The following is a 25,189-nucleotide window of genomic DNA, read 5'->3' as shown; positions in this document are numbered from 1 at the left end:
CAAACCTGTCACGTCGAAGAATAGGTAGTCATGACGTATGTGATTCGACTGGCCCCTCATTCCAGCTGAGGCATTCAATCATGACTAGAAAAAGCACTTTCATGCGGGCGGCGACTGTCGCGGCGGTACTTGTAGGCGCCTGGCAAACGGGCCCTTATGCGTGGGCAGCGACCCAAGGCTCTCAGGACCCGAAAGCAGAGCCCTGGTACCAAGCCTGGCTCAAGGTCACGGCGAATCCAGACGTGGATATTCGCAAAACCAAGCCATCGTTGCGCTGGCGTACCGACATGGACACGCTCTACCGGGGAGATACAACGGGCCAGGGTCTCAGCGCTTTTCAGGACGGTCTGCTGCCCAAAGCCGCGGGCATCCCCGAGAGCGAATGGATATACAACTGGTACAACCATGCGGGTGGCTCCGCCGGGACGGTGTTCAGCAGCACGACGCGCAGTCAGTTCATCGCCCAGCACTACGCCAGCGAGTGGGTGTACGAATTCAAGGCCCCCCATGGGATCGATCAGGAGCAATCAGGAGGCCCCTTCCCCCGCGAGGTGGAAATCAGCTTCCCAGGTGGGGTCAAGGGGTCCTTCATCAATAAGGCCTGCAAGGCAACGAACCTGGCCAATTGCGTGACAAATCCGGACTACCGGGAACCCACCGGCCACGAGACGATGCAGCAGGTTGCTGCGATTCCCATCGATTGGAATCGGCTGGAGCCTCCAGAAGGACTGGCCTGGGTAACGACCAAGGAACCCCTCTGGGCCGTCGGCTCTACGACAATCAACCCCGTGCAGGGCGCGGATGCGCTTAGCCAGGGGTTGCAGGCCTGGAACGCTCTCCCGCCGAATTTGAGACTGGCCACCCAGCCGGAGTCTCCCTTGGCTCAATCGGTCGTCGTAGCGTTTCACGATTATGGCGAAGCCAAGCTCTGGGCCACCGAGCAAGCCTCGAACGGCGGCTGGGTCTATGAAGTCAGGCCCAACACCGTGGCGGTTGATCTATCAGGACGTAGCACCGGCGCACGTGAGGGCGCCTACGCATTCATCGGTGGCATCAAGGGCGGATTGTTGATGAATGCTCGGCGGTTCGAGAAAGGTTTGAGCGAACCGGTCGAGTGCATCGGTATCGAGAAAGAAGTTTGTCGCCTGGAGCGTCGGCATCAGTAGATGGGCCCGGCGTCGCCGCAGGTCGGGACGTCATTGTCTGGTCGGGCGTCATCGCGAGCAGGCTCGCTCCCACAAGGGATTTGCGGTGCTCATAGAAGTCGTGACCTGCACCCTACCCTGTGGGAGCGAGCCTGCTCGCGAAGAGGCCGTCACTGACTGCAACAAACCGTCCACCCAATAAAAAACCCGCTGAATCAATCAGCGGGTTTCTCATTTCCACGGGCAGAGGATCAGAAATCCTCCAACCGCCACACCTCATACGCCGGTGTCTCGTAGGGATGGCTCTGTTTCAAGGCCTCCACCACTACGCGAATCAACTCATCGGCCACCACAAGCTCCACCTTCCACTCCTCGACCTGCTCAACCTGACCCACTTCGCCCATGAACGGCTGGCTGCCGTCCAAGGGGCGAAACTGGCCCAGGCCCAGCACTTGCCAGGCGCAGTGGTCATAGTCGCCGATCCGTCCGCCACCGGCAGCGAATACGGCGGTTTTGACCTCTTCCACATGGCTGGCCGGGACAAAGAAGCAGAGCTTGTACACGCCTTTAGTTCACCCAGACGCGAGCGTTGCGGAACATGCGCATCCATGGCGCGTCTTCGTTCCAGTCATCCGAACGCCACGAGTTCTGCACCGCGCGGAATACCCGCTCAGGGTGCGGCATCATGATGGTCACGCGGCCGTCGCGGCTGGTCAGGCCGGTAATCCCGCGCGGCGAGCCGTTCGGGTTGGCCGGGTAGGCTTCGGTGACCTTGCCGTGGTTGTCGACGAACCGCAGCGACACGCAACCGGACAGGTCGGCTTCGAGCAACGCCTCTTCGCTTTCGAATTCGGCGTGACCTTCACCGTGGGCGATGGCGATCGGCATGCGCGAACCGGCCATGCCTTGCAGGAAGATCGAGTTCGACTCCTGCACCTGGACCATCGCCACGCGTGCTTCGAACTGCTCGGAACGGTTGCGCACGAAGTGCGGCCAGAACTCGCTGCCCGGGATCAGCTCGTGGAGGTTGGACATCATCTGGCAACCGTTGCACACACCCAGGGTGAAGCTGTCGGTGCGCTCGAAGAAGCCTTGGAACGCATCGCGGGCGCGGCTGTTGAACAGCGCCGACTTGGCCCAGCCTTCACCGGCACCCAGCACGTCGCCGTAGGAGAAGCCGCCACAGGCCACCATGCCCTTGAAGTCATTCAGGTCGACACGGCCCGCGAGGATGTCGCTCATGTGCACGTCGATCGCGTTGAAACCGGCACGGTCGAATGCCGCCGCCATTTCCACCTGGCCGTTGACGCCCTGCTCACGCAGTACCGCCACTTGTGGACGAATGCCTTTCTTGATGTAAGGCGCGGCCACGTCCAGGTTGACGTCGTAGCTGAGCTTGGCGCTCAGGCCCGGGTTGTCTTCTTCCAGCAGTACGTCGAATTCCTGATCGGCGCAATCGGCGTTGTCCCGCAGACGCTGGATCTGGTAGCTGGTTTCAGCCCACTGGCGCTGCAACAGGCGACGCTGGCCTTCGAAGACGGTATCGCCATTGAAGGTGATGTTGACGTGGGCGTTGTTGATCGGCTGGCCGATCACCGAGACGCAATCGGCCAGGCCCGCCGCGCTGAACTGGGCGAGGATGTCCGGCGTGGCGTCCTGGCGAACCTGGATCACCGCACCCAGTTCTTCGTTGAACAGGATGGCCGGGATTTCGGCGGCGGATTCCGCCACGCTGTCGAGGGTCAGGCTCAGGCCGCAGTGACCGGCGAAGGCCATTTCCATCACGGTGGTCAGCAGGCCGCCATCGGAACGGTCGTGGTAGGCCAGCAGGTGGCCGTCGGCATTGAGGCCCTGGATGACGGCGAAGAACGCTTTCAGGTCCTCGGCATCGTCGACGTCAGGCGCTTGCTTGCCGAGCTTGCCATGCACCTGGGCCAGGATCGAGGCGCCCATGCGGTTCTGGCCACGGCCCAGGTCGATCAGGATCAGGTCGGTGGTGCCCTTGTCCATGCGCAGTTGCGGGGTCAGGGTCTGGCGGATGTCGGTAACCGGGGCGAAACCGGTCACGATCAGCGACAGCGGCGAAGTCACGCTCTTGTCCACGCCGTCTTCGTTCCAGCGCGTGGCCATGGACATGGAGTCCTTGCCCACCGGAATGGTGATGCCCAGCTCCGGGCACAGCTCCATGCCGACAGCCTTGACGGTGTCGTACAGGCGGGCGTCTTCGCCCGGATGACCGGCGGCGGACATCCAGTTGGCCGACAGCTTGATGTCGGAAATCTTGCCGATGCGCGAAGCCGCGAGGTTGGTCAGCGCCTCACCAATCGCCATGCGGCCCGACGCCGGAGCGTCCAGCAGGGCCAGCGGCGTGCGCTCGCCCATGGCCATGGCTTCGCCGGTATAGACGTCGAAACTGGTGGCGGTCACGGCGACGTCAGCCACCGGCACCTGCCACGGCCCGACCATCTGGTCACGGGCCACAAGGCCGGTGATGGTGCGGTCACCGATGGTGATCAGGAAGCTCTTGCTCGCCACGGCCGGGTGGTGCAGGACACGCTCGATGGAATCGGCGATGTCGAGGGTGGACGGATCGAAATCGTCGCCCAGCTCGGTTTCGCGAACGGCCGAACGGTGCATGCGCGGGGCTTTGCCCAGCAGCACTTCCAGTGGCATGTCCACCGGGCTGTTGCCGAAGTGACTGTCGGTGACGGTCAGTTGCGGCTCGGCAGTGGCTTCGCCGACCACGGCGAACGGGCAGCGCTCACGCTCGCAGATGGCCTGGAAGCGCTCGAAGTCGGCCGGGCCGACTGCCAGGACGTAACGTTCCTGGGACTCGTTGCTCCAGATTTCATGCGGGGCCATGCCCGGCTCGTCGTTCGGAATGTTGCGCAGCTCGAAGCGGCCACCACGGCCACCGTCGTTGACCAGTTCCGGGAAGGCGTTGGACAGGCCGCCCGCGCCCACGTCGTGGATGAAGCTGATCGGGTTCTTGTCACCCAACTGCCAGCAACGGTCGATGACTTCCTGGCAACGGCGTTCCATTTCCGGGTTTTCCCGCTGGACCGACGCGAAATCCAGGTCCGCCGAGCTGGTGCCAGTGGCCATGGAGGATGCCGCGCCGCCGCCCAGGCCGATCAGCATGGCCGGGCCGCCGAGGACGATCAGCTTGGAGCCGACCACGATCTCGCCTTTTTGCACGTGTTCGGCGCGAATGTTGCCCATGCCGCCAGCGAGCATGATCGGCTTGTGGTAGCCGCGCACTTCTTCGCCACGGGGGGTGGTGATGGATTGTTCGAAGGTACGGAAGTAGCCGGTCAGGGCCGGACGGCCGAATTCGTTGTTGAACGCGGCGCCACCCAGCGGGCCCTCGATCATGATGTCGAGGGCGTTGACGATGCGCTCAGGCTTGCCGTACGGCTTTTCCCACGGTTGTTCGAAGCCCGGAATCTGCAGGTTCGACACGGTGAAACCGGTCAGGCCGGCCTTGGGCTTGGCGCCGCGACCGGTTGCACCTTCGTCGCGGATCTCACCACCGGAACCGGTGGACGCGCCCGGGAACGGCGCAATCGCGGTCGGGTGGTTGTGGGTCTCGACCTTCATCAGGATGTGCACCGGCTCCTGGACCGCACCGTACTGGCGGGTCTCGGGATTCGGGAAGAAGCGGCCGGCAACGCTGCCGACAATCACCGAAGCGTTGTCCTTGTAAGCAGACAGAACGCCTTCGCTGTGCATCTGGTAGGTGTTTTTGATCATGCCAAACAGGCTTTTTTCCTGGCTCTGGCCGTCAATGTCCCAACTGGCGTTGAAGATCTTGTGGCGGCAGTGCTCGGAGTTGGCCTGGGCAAACATCATCAGTTCGATGTCGTGGGGGTTGCGCTTCAAGCCCTGGAAGGCGTTGACCAGGTAATCGATCTCGTCTTCGGCCAGGGCCAGGCCCAGCTCGGCATTGGCTTTTTCCAGCGCGGCACGACCACCGCCCAGCACGTCGATGGCGGTCAGTGGCTTGGGCTCGGCGTGGCTGAACAGACCGGAGGCCTGCTCCAGGTTGCCCAGCACGACCTGGGTCATGCGGTCATGCAGGCTGTCGGCGATCAGTTGGGCCTCGGCCTCGCTGAACTCACCGGCGACATAAAAGGCAATGCCGCGCTCCAGGCGCTGGATTTTCGCCAGGCCGCAGTTGCGGGCAATGTCGCTGGCCTTGCTCGACCACGGCGAAATGGTGCCGAAGCGCGGCAGTACCAGGAACAGGCGACCAGCCGGCTCCTGGACGGGAACGCTGGGACCGTATTTCAGAAGGCGCGCGAGCACCTGCTGTTCGTCGCCGGTCAAACCGCCGGTGACTTCGGCGAAGTGAGCGAATTCAGCATACAAGCCACTGACAGCCGAAACCTTCTGGCTCAGTTGCTCAAGGAGTTTGCTGTGGCGAAAGGCAGAAAGGGCAGGAGCGCCGCGCAGGATCAACATCTTCGGGACAGCCTCGGGAAGGGGGTGTGCTTTGAGGCCGTGCATTCTAGCCTAAACCGTCGGCAACGGCACCCGAAACGGCATCAGCGATGCTGGCCGAATGTCGGTCTTTGCGCCAAACCCCTTGTCGAACGTCCGTTCCAATGTGCCTGCACAGATATTTTTAATCGACATAAAACCCGCCGCACGCCGGCCGGCTTGTGTTGCAGACATGTTTTGCAACCGCTAGCAGACTGGCCTTTCGCTGTCGAGATATGGCGGTAAGGGCCGTTTGCGTATACTGCGCAGATGTTTTCCCCAACGGCTTTGCGTCCGCGGTACGCCAGATGGCTGATCGCAACCGGACTCTTCCTGGTGCTCAGTGGTTGTGTTGAGAAACCCAACACACTGGAGCGCGTAAAGGAGGATGGCGTGCTGCGGGTGGTTACCCGAAACAGCCCCGCCACCTACTTTGAGGATCGCAACGGTGAAACCGGCTTCGAATATGAGCTGGTGAAGCGTTTCGCCGACGATTTGGGTGTGGAACTGAAAATCGAGACCGCCGACAACCTCGACGACCTGTTCAGCCAGATCGGCAAACCCAACGGCCCGGTACTGGCCGCCGCCGGCCTGGTCAGCAGCGAGGCGCGCAAGAAACAGGTACGGTTCTCCCATTCCTACCTGGAAGTCACGCCCCAGGTCATCTATCGCAACGGCCAGTCGCGCCCCACCGACGCGGCGGCCCTGGCGGGCAAGAAGATCATGGTGCTCAAGGGCAGCACCCACGCCGAGCAACTGGCGCAACTGAAACAGCAGTATCCAGGCATCGAATACGAAGAATCCGACGCCGTTGAAGTGGTCGACCTGTTGCGCATGGTCGATGAGGGCCAGATCGACCTGACCCTGGTGGACTCCAACGAAGTGGCAATGAACCAGGTGTACTTCCCCAACGTCCGCGTGGCCTTCGACCTGGGTGATGCCCGCAGCCAGAGCTGGGCGGTGGGCCCCGGCGAAGACAACAGCCTGCTCAACGAAATCAACGCTTATCTCGACAAAGTGCAGAAGAACGGCACCCTGCAACGCCTGAAAGATCGCTATTACGGACACGTCGATGTCCTCGGCTACATGGGCGCCACCACCTTTGCCCAGCATTTGCAGCAACGATTGCCCAAGTACGAGCAGCACTTCAAGGCCTATGCCAAGCAGGAAAAAGTCGATTGGCGCCTGTTGGCCGCCATTGGCTACCAGGAATCGCTGTGGCAACCGGCGGTCACGTCCAAGACCGGTGTGCGCGGCCTGATGATGCTGACCCAGAACACCGCCCAGGCCATGGGCGTGTCCAACCGCCTGGATCCGAAGCAAAGCATCATGGGCGGCGCCAAGTACCTGGCCTACATGAAGGATCAATTGGACGAGAGCATCCAGGAGCCGGACCGTACCTGGTTCGCCCTCGCCGCCTATAACGTCGGCAGCGGTCATCTGGACGACGCCCGCAAGCTGGCGGCCAAGGAAGGGCTGAACCCGAACAAGTGGCTGGACGTGAAGAAGATCCTGCCGCGCCTGTCCCAAAAACAGTGGTACAGCAAGACCCGCTACGGCTACGCCCGGGGCGGCGAGCCGGTGCATTTCGTCGCCAACATCCGCCGCTACTACGACATCCTGACCTGGGTCACGCAACCGCAGCTCGAAGGCAACCAGGTGGCCGAAGGCAACCTGCATGTGCCGGGCGTCGACAAGAGCAAGCCGAATCAGGAAAGCCCGCAGCTCTGACGGCACCACACCAGCCGAATGTGGGGGGGCTTGCTGTGGGAGCAAAGTTTGCTCGCGATACAGACGCCGCGTCTATCAGAAGGACTGCATCCACTTCATCGCGGGCAAGCCTTGCTCCCACAGGGGCCTGACAGTGATATCAGGGCCTGGCGGCCGCCAGGATCAGCGCCTTCATCTCTGCCACCGCCGACTTGAACCCGACAAACAAGGCATGGGCCACCAGCGCATGGCCAATGTTCAGCTCGTTGATGCCCTTGATGGCCGCCACGGCTTCGACGTTGTGGTAGTGCAGGCCATGGCCGGCGTTGACGATCAGGCCTTGGGCCAGGCCGAACGCGACCCCGTCAGCCACTCGTTGCAGTTCGTCGGCCACATCCGTGGGGGTTTCGGCATCGGCGTAGCGGCCGGTGTGCAGTTCGACGGCTGGGGCACCGACCCGCTTGGAGGCCTCGATCTGCCGCTCGTCGGCATCGATGAACAACGACACCTCGGCGCCGGTTTTCGACAGCCGCTCCACCGCCGCCCTGATCCGCGCTTCCTGCCCTGCCACGTCGAGGCCGCCTTCGGTGGTCAGTTCCTGGCGCGTTTCCGGTACCAGGCAGATGTGCGCCGGGCGGATACGCTCGGCGAATGCCATCATTTCTTCGGTTACGCCCATCTCGAAATTCATGCGGGTCTGCAACACATCCTTGAGCAGCAGCACATCGCGTTCCTGGATATGACGACGGTCTTCGCGCAGGTGCACGGTGATGCCGTCGGCGCCCGCCTCTTCGGCGTCCAGTGCGGCCTTGACCGGATCCGGGTAGCGGGTACCGCGGGCCTGGCGCAGGGTGGCGACATGGTCGATGTTCACGCCGAGAAGAATGCGATTGCTGGTGCTCACGAAAAGCGCTCCTTGAATGGACAGAGATTCGGCCCACAGCATACGGGTTGATCAGGGCTTGCGAAACAACTCGCGACTGACCAGCGGCTTGCCGCCCAGGTGAACCGCCAAAGCCTGGCGCATCAGGCGCTTGGCCGCGGACAAGGCGCCCGGCGCGCTCCAGTCAGCCTCGGCCATGGCCAGCAGTTCGACGCCGTTGAACAAACCGGGCTGCAGCAGGTAGACGCGCTCCAGGCCAGCATCCACCTGCAAGCGGTACAGGCCATCGGCGGCAATGGGCTCGCCGTGCAGGTCGGCGTCTAGGGCGAAACCGTAGCCCAGGTCATCCAGCAGCCGCCATTCGAAGGATCGCAACAGAGGCTCCAGCGGCCGGCCTTCGGCCAGGGCCAGCAGCGTTGCGGCGTAGTGGTCGAAGACAGCGGGATGGGGATCTTCGGCGGGCAACAGGCGGATCAGCAGTTCATTGAGGTACAGGCCGCTGAACAAGGCTTCGCCGTTGAGCCAGGCCGCAACCCCGTTGCTTTCCATGCGCCCGACATTCTTCAGCTCGCCCCGCCCCCGGAATTCGACCTCCAGGGGCACGAACGGCCGCGCCAGCGTCCCGGCCTTGCCCCGCGCCCCGCGCAACACCGCCCGCAACCGCCCTTGCGGTGTGAGGAAATCCACCAGGGCACTGCTTTCGCGGTAGGCGCGCGAATGCAAGACGTAGGCGGCTTGGGCGATGGGATGGGTGGGGGACATGGAGGTCGCAGTTCTCGATAAGGAAACGCAGTATTACCAACAACCCAGAAACCACTGTGGGAGCAAGGCTGGTGGGAGCAAGGCTTGCCCGCGATGAACACAACGCGGTCTTCTTGAAACCGAGTCGCTTGTATCGCGAGCAAGCTTTGCTCCCACCAGGCCCGCTCCCACAAGGTCCGCGGTGTACTGCCGGACGGATTACAAGTCGCCGTAACCCAACGAGCGCAACGCCCGTTCATCATCCGACCAGCCGCCCTTCACCTTGACCCACAGGTTGAGCATGATCTTGGAGTCGAACAGCAGCTCCATGTCCTTGCGTGCCTCGGTGCCAATGCGCTTGATGCGCTCGCCTTTGTCACCAATGATGATTTTCTTCTGGCCGTCACGTTCGACGAGGATCAACGCGTGGATGTGCAGGGTCTTGCCCTGCTGCTTGAACTCTTCGATTTCCACGGTGATCTGGTAAGGCAGCTCGGCGCCCAATTGGCGCATGATTTTCTCGCGCACCAGTTCAGCGGCGAGGAAACGGCTGCTGCGGTCGGTGATCTGGTCTTCGGGGAAGAAGTGATCGTTTTCCGGCAGGTGCTCGGCAATCACCCGCTCCAGCGCATCGAGGTTATGGCCGTGCTGGGCCGAAATCGGGATGATCTGGGCGTTGGGCAGCTGTTCCTGCAACCAGGTCAGGTGCGGCATCAGCTCAGCCTTGTCCTCGATGCGATCGGTCTTGTTCAGCGCCACGATCAGCGGGCCGGTCACGTACTGGACGCGTTCGAGGACCATCTGGTCTTCTTCGGTCCACTTGGTACGGTCGACCACGAAGATCACCACGTCGACGTCTTTCAACGCCGCCGAAGCGGTCTTGTTCATGTAGCGGTTCAGGGCCTTTTCGCCACCCTTGTGCATGCCCGGGGTGTCGACGTAGATCGCCTGCACGTCGCCTTCGGTCTTGATACCCAGCATATTGTGGCGGGTGGTCTGGGGCTTGCGCGAGGTGATCGCCAGTTTCTGGCCCAGGATATGGTTCAGCAATGTGGACTTGCCCACGTTCGGCCGGCCAACGATGGCGACATAGCCGCAACGGGTAACAGTTGTATCAGTCATTGCCATTCTCCACGCCCAGGGCGATCAATGCTGCAGCGGCCGCCACCTGTTCGGCGATACGACGGCTCACGCCCTGGCCACGGCTTTTTTCATTCAGTAGGACCACTTCGCATTCGACGAAGAAGGTTCGGCAGTGCGGCTCGCCCTGGATATCCACGACTTCGTAGCGCGGCAGCTCGCAACTGCGCGATTGCAGGAATTCCTGCAAACGGGTTTTCGGATCCTTGTTGGTGTCCACCAGCGTCAGGCTGTCGATTTCGGAGGTCAGCCAGGCCAGCACGCGCTCACGGGCCTTCTCCATGCCTGAGTCCAGGTAGATCGCACCGATCAGGGCTTCCAAGGCATCGGCCAGAATCGACTCGCGACGAAAACCGCCGCTTTTCAACTCGCCGGAGCCCAAGCGCAGATAGTCGCCCAGGTCGAAACCACGGGCCAGTACGGCCAGGGTCTCACCTTTTACCAGCCGTGCGCGCAAACGCGACAACTGGCCTTCGCGAGCCAGCGGGAAGCGTTCGAACAGCGCCTCGCCGGCGACGAAATTGAGGATGGCATCACCGAGGAATTCCAGGCGTTCGTTGTTGCGCCCGGCAAAACTGCGGTGAGTGAGGGCCAGGAGCATCAGCTCCGGGTCCTTGAAGGTGTAGCCGAGCTGGCGCTCGAGGCGGCTTAAAGAAACGCTCACGGTTTACCCACGCTGAGTTCGTGGCTGGATTCCACCGCCAGGTCGGCAAGGCGCCGTTGGCTTGGGACAATTAACGCTGTGTTCAAAAATGACGTCCTGGCTATCGTTGGCGCCTTGTACAGGCTCCAGAAATGCATTCGGCGCTGTGTTCAACAGCGCCGTGTGTGTTTACTTGATCAGGCCAACCCGCGAGAAGTTCGGCAGGTGTCCGAGTTTGGGTTCCGGCCAGCTCATCCAGACCGCGAAGGCCTTGCCGACGATATTGCGGTCGGGGACCATGCCCAGCATGTCCTTGGGAATGTTCGGATCATCCCAGTACCGGCTGTCGTTGGAGTTGTCGCGGTTGTCGCCCATCATGAAATAGTGCTCGGCCGGCACGGTCCACGAATGGTCCGGCGTCGCGCGGTAGCGGCTCATTTCCTTGCGGATCAGGTGCTCGACCTCGCCGAGTTTTTCCTGGTAGAGCTCGGCGCTGCCCAGGGTGCCCGGCTCGGAGCCGAGCAGTTGTTCGGCCACCAGTTCGCCATTCACGTACAGACGCTTGTCGGCGGTGTAACGGATCTTGTCGCCCGGCAGACCGACCACACGCTTGATGTAGTTGACGTTAGGGTCGCTGGGAAAGCGGAACACCATCACGTCGCCGCGCTGCGGATCACCCACCTCGATGATTTTCTTGTCGATCACCGGCAGGCGGATCCCGTAGGAGAACTTGTTCACCAGGATGAAATCGCCCACGTCCAGGGTCGGCTTCATCGAGCCGGACGGGATCTGGAACGGCTCCACCAGGAACGAACGCAGCACCAGCACGATGAACAGCACCGGAAAGAACGACTTGCCGTATTCGACCAGCAGCGGTTCCTTGTTGAGTTTCTCGACCACCACACCATCGGGCTGGCTGACGCTGCCCTGATAAGAGGCGATGGCCGCCCGGCGCCGAGGCGCCAGGAACAACAGATCAATCAACGCCAACAGACCGCAGACAAACACGGCGATAACCAGCAACAGCGGGAAATTTAGCGACATAGGACCTAACTATCCAACCTGAGCACCGCAAGGAAGGCTTCCTGTGGAATCTCCACGTTGCCGACCTGCTTCATGCGTTTTTTACCGGCCTTCTGCTTTTCCAACAGCTTGCGCTTACGGCTGACGTCGCCGCCGTAGCATTTGGCCAATACGTTCTTTCTGAGCGCCTTGACGGTTGTACGCGCCACAATCTGCCCGCCAATGGCGGCCTGGATTGCCACGTCGAACATCTGCCGCGGAATCAGTTCCTTCATCTTCTCGGTCAATGCACGACCTTTGTAGTGCGCGTTGTCACGGTGCACGATCAATGCCAGGGCATCGACCTTCTCACCGTTGATCAGCACATCCAGCTTCACCAGATTAGCCGATTGGTAACGATCGAAATGATAATCCAGCGAAGCATAGCCGCGACTGGTGGATTTCAGGCGATCGAAGAAGTCCAGCACCACTTCGTTCATCGGCAGGTCATAGGTCACCTGGACCTGCGAGCCGAGGAACAGCATGTCGTGCTGCACACCGCGCTTCTCGATGCACAGGGTAATGACGTTGCCCAGGTGCTCCTGAGGCACAAGAATGTTGGCCCGCACGATCGGTTCGCGCATGTCTTCGATAGCCGACAGGTCCGGTAGCTTGGACGGGTTGTCGACGTAGATGGTTTCACCGTTCTTGAGCAGCAGCTCGAAGATTACCGTCGGCGCGGTGGTGATCAGGTCCAGGTCGTACTCGCGCTCCAGGCGCTCCTGGATGATTTCCATGTGCAGCATGCCCAGGAACCCGCAGCGGAAGCCGAAGCCCAGGGCGTCGGAGCTTTCCGGGGTATATTGCAACGACGAGTCGTTCAGGGTCAGCTTCTGCAGCGCTTCGCGGAAATCCTCGAAGTCGTCGGAACTGACCGGGAACAGGCCGGCGTAGACCTGGGGCTGGATACGTTTGAAACCCGGCAGCACATCGACGTCCGGGGTGGAGCTCAGGGTCAGGGTGTCGCCGACCGGTGCTCCGTGGATGTCCTTGATGCCGGCGATGATGAAGCCCACTTCACCGGCCTTGAGGTCGGCGGTGGCGGTGTGTTTCGGGTTGAATACACCGACGCTGTCCACCAGGTGGACCTTGCCGGTGGACTTGACCAGGATCTTGTCGCCCTTCTTCACGCGGCCGTGGCGCACGCGAACCAGGGACACCACGCCCAGGTAGTTGTCGAACCAGGAGTCGATGATCAACGCTTGCAGCGGATCTTCGATGTTGCCGGTCGGCGCGGGGATGGTGGTCACCAGGCGCTCAAGCACTTCGTCCACACCCAGGCCGGTCTTGGCGCTGCAGGTGACCGCGTCGGTGGCGTCGATACCGATGATCTTCTCGATCTCATCCTTGACGCGCTCCGGCTCGGCCTGGGGCAGGTCGATCTTGTTCAGGACCGGCATGACCTCCAGGCCCTGCTCGATGGCCGTGTAGCAGTTGGCAACCGATTGAGCCTCTACACCCTGACCTGCATCGACCACCAGCAACGCACCTTCACAGGCCGCCAGCGAACGGCTGACTTCGTAGGTGAAGTCGACGTGGCCCGGGGTGTCAATGAAGTTCAGCTGATAGGTGACGCCGTCTTTGGCCTTGTAATAGAGGGTGACGCTGTGGGCCTTGATGGTAATCCCGCGTTCACGCTCGAGGTCCATGGAGTCCAGGACCTGGGCTTCCATCTCACGCTCGGTCAGGCCGCCGCACATCTGGATGAAGCGATCAGCCAGCGTCGACTTGCCATGGTCAATGTGGGCGATGATGGAGAAATTGCGGATATGACTCAAATCACTCACGGATCAACACTCAAAAAGGCTGCAGGCAAGGCCCGCCGAAAAATAGCCGGGAATTGTACCTGATACAGCGCGCAAGCGTCACGTTCGCCTGTCGATGAGCTCTTGTGGCGAGGGAGCTTGCCCCCGCTGGCGCCGAGGCGGCCCTGGATTTATCCGCCATGGCGATATGTCAGGCAGGCTGCTGGGGACTGCTGCGCAGTCCAGCGGGAGCAAGCTCCCTCGCCACAGAAGCCCGCTCACCATAAGAAATTGGGATCACCCAGCCCGGCGCAACAGCCAGAGCCCGGCCAACGCACAGACGCCCGTCGGCACCAGCACCGCGAACAGTGGCGAGAAACCGAACACCAGGCTCGATGGCCCCAGCAGGTCCTGGGCAATGCGGAAGGTGAAGCCCACCAGAACCCCGGTGAACACTCGCTGACCGAGGGTTACCGAACGCAGCGGACCAAAGATGAAGGAGATGGCCATCAGCACCAGGGCGGCGGTGACCAGTGGTTGCAATACCTTGACCCAAAAAGCCAGCCAGTAGCGACCGTTGTTCAATCCCTGGTCAGCCAGGTAGTGGATATACCCCCACAGACCGGTAATCGACAGGGATTCCGGCGCCATGACGACCGTGCTGAGCAACTGCGGGCTGATCGCCACATCCCAACGCTCCTGCGGGGACGCGACCACCTCGGTGTTCTTTTCATGGAACAGGGTGGTGGTGACATCGCTCAATTGCCAATGATCCTCGGCAAACTGGGCGCGCTTGGCGAAACTCGACGACAACATGTGCCGTTGTTCGTCGAAGCGATACCGGGTCACGCCATAGAGAATGCCGTTGGGCTGGACCGAGTTGATGTGGATGAATTCATCGCCCTGACGGTGCCACAGACCATGCTTGGCGCTTTGTGCATCCCCGCCGCCCTGGGCCAGGGAGCGGTTGGCCTGGGCAGTGTTCTCGGTGGCCGGGGCGACGTACTCGCCGATCAGGACGCCGACCAGCATCAGCACCAGCATCGGCTTCATCACCGCCCAGACAATCCGACCGACGGAAACGCCGGCGGCACGCATGATGGTCAGTTCGCTGTTGCTGGCCAGGCTGCCCAGACCGATCAGGCAACCGATCAGCGCCGCCATCGGCAGCATGTCGTACAGGCGCCTTGGTGCGGTCAGCAGCACGTAGCTCGCCACGTCCGCCAGGGTGTAGGTATCGCTGACGTCGCTCATTTCATCGATGAAGGCAAACAGGGTCGCCAGGCCAAGGATGATCCCCAGTACCGCAAGGATCGCCATGAACACGCTGCTGCCGATGTAGCGGTCGAGCTTAACCACGGGCCACCTCCAGCGCGCTGCGGCGGCTCGCCAGTTTCAGGCACAGCGGCTCCCAGTAGAGCAGCCCCAGGCCAATGGCCAGGAAAATCGAATGCACCCACCACAGGCCCAATGCCGGCGGGATCTTGCCTTTTTCCAAAGCACTGCGGGCGGTAATGAGGATGGTCAGGTAAGCCATATACAGGAGAATCGCCGGAAGCAGCTTGAGGAAACGACCCTGGCGCGGATTGACCCGTGCCAGCGGGACCGCCATGAGGGTCACGATGAACACCAGCAGCGGCAGCGACAGGCGCCATTGCAGCTCGGTACGCGCGCGGATGTCAGTGTTGCCCAGCAGGCTGGCGGTCGGCATCGCGTCGCGGTCGGTGACCTCCTCACTGGCCTCGGGCTTGGGCAGCAGCACGCCATAGGTGTCGTACTTGATGGCGCGGTAATCGGCTTGGCCCGGCTTGCCGTCGTAGCGATAGCCGTTTTCGAGGATCAGGTAGCGGTTGCCGTCGGGATTGATTTCCTGGCGCCCTTTCTCGGCCACCAGCACGGAAATGCCGCGATCCTTCTGGGTGTTGGAAGACAGGTTCTTTTGCGTGATAAAGACGCCGGCGAGATTGATCCGGTCATCCGAAAGCTGTTCGGTATAGGTGACGCGCGTGCCGTCGCGCAGGGCCTGGAAGCGCCCCGGCACCAGGGTGTCGAACTCGGTCAGGGCGTCCTGCTGGTTGATCAGCAACTGGAACTGGTTGGCCCCCTGGGGCGCCAGGCTCAGGCTCAACCAGGCCACCATCAACGCAACCAGCGTGGCCGGGAACAGGGTAATGCGAAACAGCCGCTGCTGACTCATGCCGGTGGCCGACAGGACAGTCATTTCGCTGTCCAGGTACAGGCGCCCATAGGCCAGCAGAATGCCGAGGAACAGCCCCAGCGGCAGGATCAATTGCAGGAAGCCTGGCAGGCGGAACCCCATGATCAGGAACAGGGAGCCTGGATCCAGCGCGCCGGAAGCGGCCTGGGCGAGATACTTGATGAAGCGCCCGCTCATGATGATGACCAGCAGCACGGCACTGACCGCGCTCAGGGTCAGCAGAACTTCGCGGGATAGATATCGAAAGACGATCAAACCAGACACTCCAGGATTGTCAGGCTAGGGGCCAAACAAGCAATCGAGCCACTCGCCATCACGAGTCGCCGAAAAAAGAGCCGCATTATCCTGTGATTGGAGGCGCCTGTCACTTCGCACGCTTTAAACCGGTCCCCAAAGCCATAAAGATAGCTGTACCAAGGGTTGTCAGCCTCGGGGGCCGGGGTTCAAACTGCGGCCTTTGTCGCCGGCGCGATACCGTGACGTTGCCTCACTCGACACGTGTGGCAGGGAGCTTGCTCCCGCTACAGTCGGCGCCCGACATCTTGACCATTCATTCAGGGATCCGGACATGGAACTGGTTGTAAAAAGCGTTAGCCCAGAAACGTTGAAAACCGCCACCCTGGTGGTTGCCGTCGGCGAAGCCCGCAAGCTCGGCGTCGTCGCCTCCCAGCTCGACGCCCTGTGCGGCGGCGCCATCAGCGCCGTGCTCAAGCGCGGCGACCTCGCCGGCAAGGTCGGCCAGAGCCTGTTGCTGCACAGCCTGCCCAACCTCAAGGCCGAGCGCGTGCTGCTGGTCGGCGTGGGCAAGGAGACCGAACTGGGCGACCGTCCGTTTCGCAAGATCATCGCCGGCGTGCTGGGCACCCTCAAGGGCCTGGGTGGCAGCGATGCCGCACTGGCGCTGGACGAGTTGATGGTCAAAGGCCGCGACAGCTACGGCAAGACCCGCCTGCTGGCCGAAACCCTGGTGGACGGCGAATACCAGTTCGACCAGTTCAAGAGCCAGAAGGCCGAACCCCGCGCCCTGAAAAAAATCACTCTGCTGACCATCAAGGCCGCCCAGGCCGAAGTCCAGCGCGCCGTGACCCACGCCACCGCCATCGCCAATGGCATGGCCTTCACCCGCGACCTGGGCAACCTGCCGCCGAACATCTGCCACCCGACGTTTCTCGGCGAACAGGCCAAGGCCCTGGGCAAGCAATTCAAGGGCCTGAAGGTCGAAGTCTTCGACGAGAAGAAAATCAAGGACCTGGGCATGGGCTCCTTCTATTCCGTCGGCCAGGGCAGCGCCCAGCCGCCACGCCTGATCGTCATGCAATACAACGGCGGCAAGAAGTCCGAGAAGCCTTACGCGCTGGTGGGCAAGGGCATCACCTTCGACACCGGTGGCATCAGCCTCAAGCCCGGCGCCGGCATGGATGAAATGAAATACGACATGGGCGGCGCCGCCAGCGTGTTCGGCACCCTGCGGGCCGTGCTCGAGCTGCAACTGCCGATCAACCTGGTGTGCATCCTGGCCTGCGCCGAGAACATGCCCAGCGGCACAGCCTCGCGCCCGGGCGACATCGTCACGACGATGAGCGGCCAGACCGTGGAAATCCTCAACACCGACGCCGAAGGCCGCCTGGTGCTGTGCGACGCCCTCACCTACTCCGAGCGCTTCAAGCCGCAAGCGGTGATCGACATCGCGACCCTGACCGGCGCTTGCGTGGTCGCCCTCGGCGCCCACACCTCGGGCCTGCTGGGCAATAACGACGAATTGATCGGCCAACTGCTCAGCGCCGGCCAGCAAGCCGACGACCGCGCCTGGCAATTGCCACTGTTCGACGAGTATCAGGAACAGCTGGACAGCCCGTTCGCCGACATCGCCAACATCGGCGGCCCGAAAGCCGGGACCATCACCGCGGCGTGCTTCCTGTCGCGCTTCACCAAGAACCTGAACTGGGCGCACCTGGACATCGCCGGTACGGCCTGGACCAGCGGTGGCAAGGATAAAGGCGCGACCGGTCGTCCGGTTCCGCTGCTGACCCAGTACCTGCTGGACCGCGCCAAGGCCTGACACCCATGATTGCCGATGGCGCCGTCCGCGGGCGGCGTCATCGGCAGCTCAGGAACCGCAATGACCAAAGTCGATTTCTATATCCTGCCCAGCGCCGATCCGTCGGCCCGGCTGGATTTCGCCTGCAAGCTCACCGAAAAAGCCTGGCGCATGGGCCACCGCATCTATCTGCATTGCAGCGATGCCGCCCAGCGCGACGCGCTTGATGCACGCCTGTGGGCCTTCAAGGGCGAGAGCTTCGTGCCTCATGGCCCGGCCGAAAGCGAACCCGAAGGGCTGATCGTGCTGGGGCTGGGGGCTGACTGCGGCCAACACCAGGACCTGCTGGTCAACCTCGATCTGAAAGTACCGGCCTTTGCTCCGCGCTTCGCCCGTGTGGCGGAAGTGGTGGTGGAGGATCCGGCCATCCGGCAAGCCGCGCGGGAGAGTTTCCGTTTCTACCGCGAACAGGGCTATCCTCTGCAAGACCACCGTTTACAGCGACTCTGAGCCTACGATGGACACTCCAAAACCACCGCAAAAGCCTCCACACCTGCTGGACGACCTCGAGTCGATCCGTCAACTGCTCGGCGACGACACCCTGCAACCGCCGTTGCTGACCGACACGGTCGTGCATGAGCCTGTGCATGAAGAACAGATCCCCCTGTTGTTCGAGCCGATCACCGGCCAGCCCGAACCCAAGCCGGCGCCCAAGGCCGAACCCAAGGGGCCCGATGCCCTGCTGCATCTGGACACCGAATTGCGCGCCGCCGCGCAACTGATCATGCAGGACGTCATCGACGACTTCGCCCCGCACATCGAGACCGAGATCAAACGTCGGCTGGATGCCAGGATGGAACGGCTGCTGAGCCAGTACGAGTAATTTTTCTGCCTCACAGCGAACACCTTGTGGGAGCCGAGCTTGCTCGCGATGGCGGCGGCACATCCAGCATTGGATGCAACTGATCCGCCGCCATCGCGAGCAAGCTCGGCTCCCACAGGGTTCAACGGTGTCCATAAACTCTGCGCCCGGCGCCTCCCGCCAGTGGCTTGCATCTGCCCCGCCCGCTATACTTCCCGGCTTTTCCTGAATAAATGCCAATAGGGTCCCGCCGCGCATGGATAAGACCTACCAGCCGCACGCCATTGAAACTTCCTGGTACAACACCTGGGAGTCCGAGAATTATTTCGCTCCGCAAGGCGCGGGCGATTCCTACACCATCATGATCCCGCCACCGAATGTCACCGGCAGCCTGCACATGGGCCACGGCTTCAATAACGCGATCATGGACGCCCTGATCCGTTTCCGTCGCATGCAAGGTCGCAACACCTTGTGGCAGCCGGGCACCGACCACGCCGGCATCGCCACGCAAATGCTGGTGGAACGCCGCCTCGAAGCCCAGGGCCAGAATCGCCACGACCTGGGCCGCGAGAAGTTCCTCGAGAAAGTCTGGGAATGGAAAGACGAGTCCGGTGGCAACATCAGCCGCCAGATCCGCCGCCTCGGCTCGTCCGTTGACTGGAGCCGCGAGCGCTTCACCATGGACGACGGCCTCTCGGAAGCGGTGAAGGAAGCCTTCGTGCGCCTGCATGAAGACGGGCTGATCTATCGCGGCAAGCGCCTGGTCAACTGGGACACCAAGCTGCACACCGCCATTTCCGACCTCGAAGTGGAAAACCACGACGAGAAAGGTTTCCTGTGGAACCTGAAGTACCCATTGGCCGATGGCGCCAAGACCGCCGAAGGCAAGGATTACCTGATCGTCGCCACCACCCGTCCGGAAACCATGCTGGGCGACTCGGCCGTGGCGGTGAACCCGAACGACGAGCGCTACAAGGCCCTGATCGGCAAGTTCGTGGAGCTGCCCCTGGTCGGCCGTCGTATCCCGATCATCGGTGACGATTACTGCGATCCTGAATTCGGCACCGGCTGCGTGAAAATCACCCCGGCCCACGATTTCAACGACTACGAAGTCGGCAAGCGCCACAACCTGCCGCTGCTGAACATCTTCGACAAGAACGCCAACGTTTTGCCGGCAGCCCAGGTGTTCAACCTGGACGGCACGCTGAACGAGAGCATCGACGGCCAGATCCCGGCCGAATACGCCGGCCTCGACCGCTTCGAAGCGCGCAAGCAGATCGTCGCCGCGTTCGATGCCGCCGGCCTGCTGGTCAGCGTCGACGACCATGCCCTGAAGGTGCCGAAAGGCGACCGTTCCGGCACCGTCATCGAGCCGTGGCTGACCGACCAGTGGTACGTCTCCACCAAGCCGCTGGCCGAGCCGGCGATTGCCGCCGTGGAAGACGGCCGCATCCAGTTCGTGCCCAAGCAATACGAGAACATGTACTTCTCGTGGATGCGCGACATCCAGGATTGGTGCATCAGCCGCCAGCTGTGGTGGGGCCATCGCATCCCGGCCTGGTACGACGAGTCGGGCAAGGTCTACGTCGGTCGCGACGAGGCCGAAGTCCGCGCCAAGCACAACCTGGGCCCGGACGTTGCGCTGCAACAGGACAACGACGTCCTCGACACCTGGTTCAGCTCGGGCCTATGGACGTTCTCGACCCTGGGCTGGCCGCAACAGACCGAGTTCCTGAAGAAATTCCACTCCACCGACGTGCTGGTCACCGGTTTCGACATCATTTTCTTCTGGGTCGCCCGGATGATCATGCTGACCATGCACCTGATGAAGAACGAAGACGGCACGCCGCAGGTCCCGTTCAAGACCGTCTATGTCCACGGCCTGGTGCGCGATGGCCAGGGCCAGAAGATGTCCAAGTCCAAGGGCAACGTCCTCGACCCGCTGGACATCATCGACGGCATCGACCTGGAAACCCTGGTGCAGAAACGCACCTCCGGGCTGATGCAGCCAAAACTGGCGAAGAAGATCGAGAAAGCCACCCGCGAAGAGTTCGCCGATGGCATCGCCAGCTACGGCACCGACGCCCTGCGCTTCACCTTCTGCTCCCTGGCGTCCACCGGTCGTGACATCAAGTTCGACATGGGCCGCGTCGAAGGCTATCGCAACTTCTGCAACAAGATCTGGAACGCCGCGCGCTACGTGCTGGACAAGGGTGAAGACTGCGGCCAGAACGGCGAAGCCTTTGAGCTGACCCTGGCGGACCGCTGGATCATCTCGCAGCTGCAACGTACCGAAGCCGAAGTGACCCGTCAGCTGGACCAGTTCCGTTTCGACCTGGCTGCGCAAGCCTTGTACGAGTTCATCTGGAACCAGTATTGCGACTGGTACCTGGAACTGTCCAAGCCGGTGCTGTGGGACGACAACGCACCGGTCGAACGCCAGCGCGGCACTCGTCGGACCCTGGTTCGGGTATTGGAAGTGGCCCTGCGTCTGGCGCACCCGTTCATGCCGTTCATCACCGAGGAAATCTGGCAGCGCATCGCGCCGCTGGCAGGCGCCCAAGGCAAGACGATCATGCTGCAACCGTGGCCTGTGGCCAACGAGAGCCGCATCGACCCGGCGGCCGAAGACGACATCGAATGGCTCAAGACCTTCATGCTCGGCCTGCGCAACATCCGCGCCGAGATGAACATCGGCCCGGGCAAGCCGCTGACGCTGTTCCTGAAGAACGCCAGCGCCGAAGACCTGCGCCGCCTCGAGGAAAACGAAGCGCTGCTCAAGAAACTGGCGAAGCTCGAATCGGTAACGGTCCTGGCTGCCGGCGAAGAAGCACCACTGTCTGCCACCGCTCTGGTGGGCGAGATGGAAGTGCTGGTGCCGATGGCCGGCCTGATCGACAAGGCCGCCGAGCTGGCGCGCCTGGACAAGGAAATCCTGCGTCTGAAGGGCGAAGTGCAGCGGGTCGGCGGCAAGCTGTCCAACGCCGGCTTCGTCGACAAGGCCCCGGCCGAGGTCATCGAGAAGGAACGGGCCAAACTGGCCGAGGCGGAACAGGCCTTGGGCAAGCTGGCCGAGCAACATGCGCGGATTGCCAGTCTGTAACGGCAAGCTGCAATGAACGAAGGAGGCCCTGGTGGCCTCCTTTTTTCTGCCCGCCATTTCCTCCAAACGCTGAACAAACCCTGTGGGAGCGAGCCTGCTCGCGATGACGGCAGTAAATTCGCCACGGATGCAGCCTGCCCCACCGCTATCGCGAGCAGGCTCGCTCCCACATTTAATTCGTACAAGCCTCAAGATCGTGCGGGATGTGGGACAATGCCCGCCACTTTTTGAGCCAGCCCCGAATCGACCCGCCCATGACCGCGCCCCACCCCCCCAGACCCGCACGCCAGAAGCCCAAGCCCACCTCCGAAGCCAAGGCCGTCGTGCCCCGTGAGAAAGCCAGCCTGCACCCGCGCAATCGCCACCAGGGCCGCTACGACTTCCCGGCATTGATCAAGGGCACACCAGAACTGGCCAGGTTCGTGATCATCAACCCCTATGGCAAGGAAAGTATCGACTTCGCCAGCCCTGAGGCCGTGCGGGTGTTCAACCGGGCGCTGCTCAAGTCCTTCTATGGCATTGCCCACTGGGACATTCCGGCCGACTACCTGTGCCCTCCGGTGCCGGGTCGTGCGGACTATGTGCACTTCCTCGCCGATCTGCTCGCCAGCCATAACGAAGGGGAAATTCCTCGGGGGGCGGCGGTGAAGGTGCTGGACGTCGGCACCGGCGCCAACTGTGTGTATCCGCTGATCGGTTACAGCGACTATCGCTGGCACTTCCTGGGCTCGGAGATCGACCCGACGGCCATCGCCTCGGCCAAGGCCATCGTCCAGTCCAATGGGTTGGCCAAGGTGATCCAACTGCGCCAACAAACCAATCGCAAGCAGATCCTGCTGGGCCTGCTCGACGAAGCCGAGCGGTTCGACCTGACGATGTGCAATCCACCGTTCCACGCGTCCCTGGAGGAGGCCACCCGCGGCAGCCAGCGTAAGTGGCGCGCCCTGGGCAAGGCCGATCCGAAACGCAAGTTGCCAGTCCTGAATTTCGGCGGTCAGGCCGCCGAGCTTTGGTGTGAGGGGGGAGAAGTCCGCTTCGTGACCCAACTGATCGGAGAAAGCGCGCAGTTGGCTCGGCAGGTCCTGTGGTTCAGTACCCTGGTGTCGAAGGTTTCGAATCTGCCGGCGATTCAGGCGGCACTGAAGAAGGCCGGCGTGGTGCACAGCGAAGTGGTGGAGATGTCCCAAGGACAAAAGCAGAGCCGCTTCGTGGCCTGGACGTTCCATACCGAGGCCCAGCAGCAGGCCTGGCGTCAGGCGCGATGGGTTCGCAAGGACTGAACGGGGCTTATTGCACCGACCACTTTATTCAGGACAACAAAAAACCGTGCCCGGACTGCTCCGCTGCACGGTTTTCTTAAGCGTCTTACTTGGCGTTGATCGAATCAACCAGGCCTTTGGCCGGAACCAGTTTGACGACTTTCTTTGCAGCGATTTCGATGGCAGCGCCAGTCGAAGGGTTGCGGCCGGTACGGGCAGGACGCTCGGTGACTTTCAGCTTGCCGATACCTGGCAAGGTGATTTCGCCGCCGCTTTCCAGCTGATCGGCAACGATTTGGCCCAACTGGTCCAGAGCGTTACGCGCGGTGGTTTTCGGCGCGTCGATAGCTTCAGCAATGTCAGCGATCAGTTGGTCTTTAGTAAGAGCCATGTAGTGTTCCTTCCCTATCAAATTCATATGGATTGCAGAGTGCAGTGTCAGCCATCGAGCCCGATCTCCTCGGATCAGACACCCTCGGTCATCACCACGACGGGTCGGGGTAATAGATGCCGAAATCCGGGTTTGGTTCGACCTGACAAATGCTGAATGCACGCTTAACGCAGTGCCTTCGCGTAAGACCGGGCAAAACTAGCACAACGCCTGTGAAATATCCGCCCTTAGCTACCCATTTGGTCAGCTTTATTGCGCTAAATCGGTAAAAAAATGCATATAGGCCGTCGGACGGCTCCGAAATCCCCTTCGCAGCGCTCCAAAACCAGTGATTGCGGTACACTGGGCGCTTTTCAGGGGAGCGTGCCCTCCTCTCTTTCATCAGCCGAGAAGCCCATGCCGATCCGTCATTGCATCGTCCACCTGATCGACAAAAAACCCGACGGCACCCCTGCTGTGCTCCATGCCCGGGACTCCGAACTGGCAGAGTCCACGGCCATCGAAAACATGCTTGCCGACCTCAACGAGAGCTACAACGCCAAACAAGGCAAGGCCTGGGGTTTTTTCCATGCCGAGTCCGGGGCACATCCGTTCAGCGGCTGGCTGAAGGAATATCTGGACGGCGGCAAGGATTTCACCGCGTTCAGTCGCGTGGCGGTGGAGCACCTGCAGAAGCTGATGGAAGAGTCCAACCTGTCGGTGGGCGGCCACGTGCTGTTCGCCCATTACCAACAGGGCATGACCGACTACCTGGCCATCGCCCTGCTGCACCACAGCGAAGGCGTGGCGGTCACCGATGAACTGGACGTCACCCCGTCCCGTCACCTGGACCTGGGCCAGTTGCACCTGGCGGCGCGGATCAACGTGTCGGAATGGCAGAACAATAAACAGTCCAAGCAGTACATTTCCTTCATCAAGGGCAAGAACGGCAAGAAGGTCTCGGAATACTTCCGCGACTTCATCGGCTGCCAGGAAGGTGTCGACGGCCCCGGCGAAACCCGCACACTGCTCAAGGCCTTCAGCGACTTCGTCGAAAGCGAGGACCTGCCGGAAGACGATGCCCGGGAAAAGACCAAGACCCTGGTGGATTACGCCAGCAGCCAGGCCAAGCTCGGCGAACCCATGGGCCTGGAAGAACTGTCCGAGCTGATCGACGAGGATCGCCCGAAAGCTTTCTACGATCACATCCGCAACAAGGACTACGGCCTGTCGCCGGAAATCCCGGCGGATAAACGCACCCTCAATCAATTCCGCCGCTTCACCGGCCGCGCCGAAGGCTTGTCCATCAGCTTCGAAGCACACCTGCTGGGGTCCAAGATCGAATATGACGAAGAAGCCGGTACGTTGATCATCAAAGGGTTGCCGACGTCGTTGACGGACCAGTTGAAACGGCGAAATTGATGTTCGGCGGGGTCCTGAGGAAGTTTCTGCTGATTCTGCTGGTCGTCGTGGCTTACCAGAACTGGGGTAAGATCGAGCGGTTGCTCAACCCTTCGCAGATGGTGTCACAGCAGATTCGCAGCAATGCCCGCGTTACGTTGTATGCCACCGACTGGTGCGGCTACTGCAAGGCAACGCGACGGTTCCTGGATGAGAAAGGCGTGCCGTATCGCGAGTTCGACATCGAGAAAGACCCCGAAGCGCGCAAGGCCTATGAGGCGCTGGGCGGTCGGGGAATTCCGATCCTGGACGTGAATGGCACGTTGATTCGTGGGTATGAACCGCAAAGGGTTCTTGAGGCGTTGTCTGCAACATAGCTTTTTGCAA

At 61.8% G+C, this 25,189-nt stretch carries 20 protein-coding genes; 9 read left to right on the top strand and 11 right to left on the bottom strand.

Going from position 1 to position 25,189, the window contains the following annotated elements; all coding sequences use genetic code 11:
* The first annotated feature begins 80 nt into the window (after positions 1 to 80).
* Positions 81 to 1,166 (top strand): hypothetical protein, encoded by a 1,086-nt coding sequence (locus FGE05_RS11750; RefSeq protein WP_139645038.1) that lies wholly within the window; start codon positions 81 to 83, stop codon positions 1,164 to 1,166.
* A gap of 230 nt (positions 1,167 to 1,396) precedes the next feature.
* On the opposite strand, the gene FGE05_RS11745 is transcribed toward FGE05_RS11750, so the two are convergent.
* Together FGE05_RS11745 and purL are read right to left on the bottom strand one after the other, a co-directional pair.
* A complete protein-coding gene (locus tag FGE05_RS11745) occupies positions 1,397 to 1,708 on the bottom strand; it encodes a YqfO family protein (protein ID WP_139645036.1) in 312 nt (103 codons plus the stop codon).
* A gap of 4 nt (positions 1,709 to 1,712) precedes the next feature.
* Positions 1,713 to 5,609 (bottom strand): phosphoribosylformylglycinamidine synthase, encoded by a 3,897-nt coding sequence (gene purL, locus FGE05_RS11740; protein WP_139645034.1) that lies wholly within the window; start codon positions 5,607 to 5,609, stop codon positions 1,713 to 1,715.
* A 288-nt stretch (positions 5,610 to 5,897) separates the two neighbouring features.
* On the opposite strand from purL, the gene mltF reads away from it, so the two are divergent.
* Complete coding sequence (gene mltF, locus FGE05_RS11735; RefSeq protein WP_139645032.1) at positions 5,898 to 7,358, top strand: membrane-bound lytic murein transglycosylase MltF; 1,461 nt, start codon at positions 5,898 to 5,900, stop codon at positions 7,356 to 7,358.
* Positions 7,359 to 7,497: 139 nt separating this feature from the next.
* Here mltF and pdxJ read toward each other — a convergent pair whose 3' ends face one another.
* The 8 genes from pdxJ to lptF all read right to left on the bottom strand — a co-directional run bounded on the left by pdxJ (position 7,498) and on the right by lptF (position 16,024).
* On the bottom strand, positions 7,498 to 8,283 hold the full coding sequence (pdxJ, locus tag FGE05_RS11730; protein WP_373682462.1) for a pyridoxine 5'-phosphate synthase: 786 nt from the start codon (positions 8,281 to 8,283) through the stop codon (positions 7,498 to 7,500).
* A gap of 9 nt (positions 8,284 to 8,292) precedes the next feature.
* Positions 8,293 to 8,982: a DNA repair protein RecO gene (recO, locus tag FGE05_RS11725; protein ID WP_139645026.1), complete on the bottom strand. Its 690-nt coding sequence runs from the start codon at positions 8,980 to 8,982 to the stop codon at positions 8,293 to 8,295.
* 198 nt (positions 8,983 to 9,180) lie between these two features.
* Complete coding sequence (era, locus tag FGE05_RS11720; protein ID WP_024777649.1) at positions 9,181 to 10,083, bottom strand: GTPase Era; 903 nt, start codon at positions 10,081 to 10,083, stop codon at positions 9,181 to 9,183.
* Complete coding sequence (gene rnc, locus FGE05_RS11715; protein WP_041022961.1) at positions 10,076 to 10,765, bottom strand: ribonuclease III; 690 nt, start codon at positions 10,763 to 10,765, stop codon at positions 10,076 to 10,078. The genes era and rnc overlap by 8 nt, the downstream gene beginning before the upstream one ends.
* A gap of 168 nt (positions 10,766 to 10,933) precedes the next feature.
* Positions 10,934 to 11,788: a signal peptidase I gene (lepB, locus tag FGE05_RS11710; protein WP_041022962.1), complete on the bottom strand. Its 855-nt coding sequence runs from the start codon at positions 11,786 to 11,788 to the stop codon at positions 10,934 to 10,936.
* Positions 11,789 to 11,793: 5 nt separating this feature from the next.
* A complete protein-coding gene (gene lepA / locus FGE05_RS11705) occupies positions 11,794 to 13,593 on the bottom strand; it encodes a translation elongation factor 4 (protein ID WP_024777646.1) in 1,800 nt (599 codons plus the stop codon).
* 255 nt (positions 13,594 to 13,848) lie between these two features.
* Positions 13,849 to 14,910, bottom strand: a complete 1,062-nt coding sequence (lptG, locus tag FGE05_RS11700) for an LPS export ABC transporter permease LptG (RefSeq protein WP_139645024.1) — start codon at positions 14,908 to 14,910, stop codon at positions 13,849 to 13,851.
* Positions 14,903 to 16,024, bottom strand: a complete 1,122-nt coding sequence (gene lptF, locus FGE05_RS11695; RefSeq protein ID WP_139645022.1) for an LPS export ABC transporter permease LptF — start codon at positions 16,022 to 16,024, stop codon at positions 14,903 to 14,905. Before lptF ends, lptG begins: the two co-directional genes overlap by 8 nt.
* A 313-nt stretch (positions 16,025 to 16,337) precedes the next feature.
* Here lptF and FGE05_RS11690 point away from each other — a divergent pair, with 313 nt between their 5' ends.
* From FGE05_RS11690 to rlmF, 5 genes are all read left to right on the top strand, one after another.
* Complete coding sequence (locus FGE05_RS11690) at positions 16,338 to 17,828, top strand: leucyl aminopeptidase (RefSeq protein ID WP_139645020.1); 1,491 nt, start codon at positions 16,338 to 16,340, stop codon at positions 17,826 to 17,828.
* 60 nt (positions 17,829 to 17,888) lie between these two features.
* Positions 17,889 to 18,317, top strand: coding sequence for a DNA polymerase III subunit chi (locus tag FGE05_RS11685; protein WP_139645018.1), 429 nt, complete (start codon positions 17,889 to 17,891; stop codon positions 18,315 to 18,317).
* Between the two features lie 7 nt (positions 18,318 to 18,324).
* Positions 18,325 to 18,690, top strand: a complete 366-nt coding sequence (locus tag FGE05_RS11680; protein ID WP_139645016.1) for a DNA polymerase III subunit chi — start codon at positions 18,325 to 18,327, stop codon at positions 18,688 to 18,690.
* Positions 18,691 to 18,925: 235 nt separating this feature from the next.
* Positions 18,926 to 21,772 carry a valine--tRNA ligase gene (locus FGE05_RS11675; RefSeq protein WP_139645014.1) on the top strand — a complete coding sequence of 949 codons (2,847 nt, stop codon included), beginning with the start codon at positions 18,926 to 18,928 and terminating at the stop codon, positions 21,770 to 21,772.
* A 254-nt stretch (positions 21,773 to 22,026) separates the two neighbouring features.
* Positions 22,027 to 23,052 (top strand): 23S rRNA (adenine(1618)-N(6))-methyltransferase RlmF, encoded by a 1,026-nt coding sequence (gene rlmF, locus FGE05_RS11670; protein ID WP_139645012.1) that lies wholly within the window; start codon positions 22,027 to 22,029, stop codon positions 23,050 to 23,052.
* An 85-nt stretch (positions 23,053 to 23,137) separates the two neighbouring features.
* On the opposite strand, the gene FGE05_RS11665 is transcribed toward rlmF, so the two are convergent.
* Positions 23,138 to 23,422 (bottom strand): HU family DNA-binding protein, encoded by a 285-nt coding sequence (locus FGE05_RS11665; RefSeq protein WP_024777638.1) that lies wholly within the window; start codon positions 23,420 to 23,422, stop codon positions 23,138 to 23,140.
* A 396-nt stretch (positions 23,423 to 23,818) separates the two neighbouring features.
* Here FGE05_RS11665 and yejK point away from each other — a divergent pair, with 396 nt between their 5' ends.
* Entirely contained in the window at positions 23,819 to 24,823 is a 1,005-nt protein-coding gene (yejK, locus tag FGE05_RS11660) for a nucleoid-associated protein YejK (RefSeq protein WP_014340016.1), read from the top strand.
* Positions 24,823 to 25,179, top strand: a complete 357-nt coding sequence (locus tag FGE05_RS11655) for a glutaredoxin family protein (RefSeq protein ID WP_139645010.1) — start codon at positions 24,823 to 24,825, stop codon at positions 25,177 to 25,179. Before yejK ends, FGE05_RS11655 begins: the two co-directional genes overlap by 1 nt.
* Positions 25,180 to 25,189: the final 10 nt, after the last annotated feature.

Origin of the sequence: Pseudomonas sp. ICMP22404, assembly GCF_006227205.1 — a bacterium.
Classification (GTDB): domain Bacteria; phylum Pseudomonadota; class Gammaproteobacteria; order Pseudomonadales; family Pseudomonadaceae; genus Aquipseudomonas.
This window is presented reverse-complemented; position numbering and strand designations above follow the sequence as displayed.